Annotated in this window: 1 protein-coding gene and 1 other annotated feature; the gene reads left to right on the top strand. The window is 67.1% G+C overall.

Annotated features, from left to right (window positions below):
- Positions 1 to 50: 50 nt before the first annotated feature.
- Positions 51 to 1,279 (top strand): IS3 family transposase gene (locus tag G3T14_RS24140; protein WP_163645002.1). Its coding sequence is split into 2 segments (ribosomal slippage): positions 51 to 339 and positions 339 to 1,279, totalling 1,230 coding nucleotides; the frame shifts between segments, so codons are not numbered across the junction.
- Positions 332 to 448, top strand: a sequence feature (AL1L pseudoknot). (Overlaps the previous gene by 117 nt.)
- Positions 1,280 to 1,318: the final 39 nt, after the last annotated feature.

The raw sequence follows: 1,318 nt of genomic DNA, 5'->3' as shown, positions 1-1,318 counted from the left end.
TGAACCGCCCCGGGTTTCCCGGAGGCTCCAACTCTTGAGAGACTGGAGCCATGACGAAGCATATTCCACCCTTCTCCCCTGAGGTCCGCGAGCGGGCGGTCAGGATGGTCCGTGAGCATCAGGGCGAGTACGGCTCGCCCTGGGCCGCGATGCAATCGATCGCCGCGAAGATCGGCTGCTCGGGCGAGACGTTGAGGAACTGGGTTCGCCAAGCCGAGCGCGACCGGGGTGTGCGGGCCGGACCGGCCGCGGACGAGCGCGAGCGGATCAAGGCGCTGGAGCGGGAGGTTCGCGAACTCCGGCAGGCGAACGAGATCCTCCGGAAGGCATCAGCGTATTTTGCCCAGGCGGAGCTCGACCGCCCGTTCAAACGATGAAGGCGTTCATCGACGAGCACCGCGCGCTCTACGGGGTCGAGCCGATCTGCAAGGTGCTGCCGATCGCCCCGTCGACATACCGTGCTCATGCCGCACGGCGCGCTGATCCCAGCAGGCTCCCGGCACGGGCCCGGAGCGACGCGGCGCTGATGGTCGAGATCCGGCGCGTGTTCGAGGCGAACTTCCACGTCTACGGCGTACGCAAGGTCTGGCGGCAACTCGGCCGGGATGGGATCAGCGTGGCCCGGTGCACCGTCGCCCGACTGATGCGGGCAATGGGCCTGAAGGGTGTCGTGCGGGGCAAGACGGTCCGGACGACGATCCCCGATCCGGCAGCGAAGTGCCCGCTCGACCGGGTCAACCGACAGTTCAAGGCACCGCGCCCGAACGCCCTGTGGGTCGCGGATTTTACCTACGTCGCGACTTGGTCCGGCTTCGTCTATGTGGCCTTCGTGATCGACGTCTTCGCCCGCCGCATCGTCGGCTGGCGGGTCTCTCGAACCGCCCACGCCGCCTTCGTGCTCGATGCCCTGGAGCAGGCCCTGCACGAGCGTCGGCCCCTCCAGGGCGGCGGGCTCGTGCATCATAGCGACAGGGGCTCGCAATACCTCGCGCTGCGCTACACCGAGCGGCTCGCCGAGGCCGGGGTCGAGCCCTCGGTCGGCAGCGTCGGCGACTCCTACGACAATGCCCTCGCCGAGACGATCAACGGCCTATTCAAAGCCGAAGTCATCCATCGGTGCGGCCCATGGCGGAGCTTCGAGGCTGTCGAGTTCGCCACCCTCGAATGGGTCGACTGGTTCAATCACCGCCGGCTGCTCGAACCCATCGGGAATATCCCTCCCTCCGAAGCCGAAGCACGCTACTATGCCCAGACCGAGGTGCAAGCCTTGGCCGCTTGATCCAAACCAAACAGCCTCCGGGAAACCCGGGGCGGTTCA

This window comes from Methylobacterium sp. BTF04, from assembly GCF_010692745.1.
Lineage (GTDB): Bacteria > Pseudomonadota > Alphaproteobacteria > Rhizobiales > Beijerinckiaceae > Methylobacterium.
Note: the sequence above shows the minus strand (reverse complement) of the source record. Positions and strands in the feature narration are given on the sequence as shown.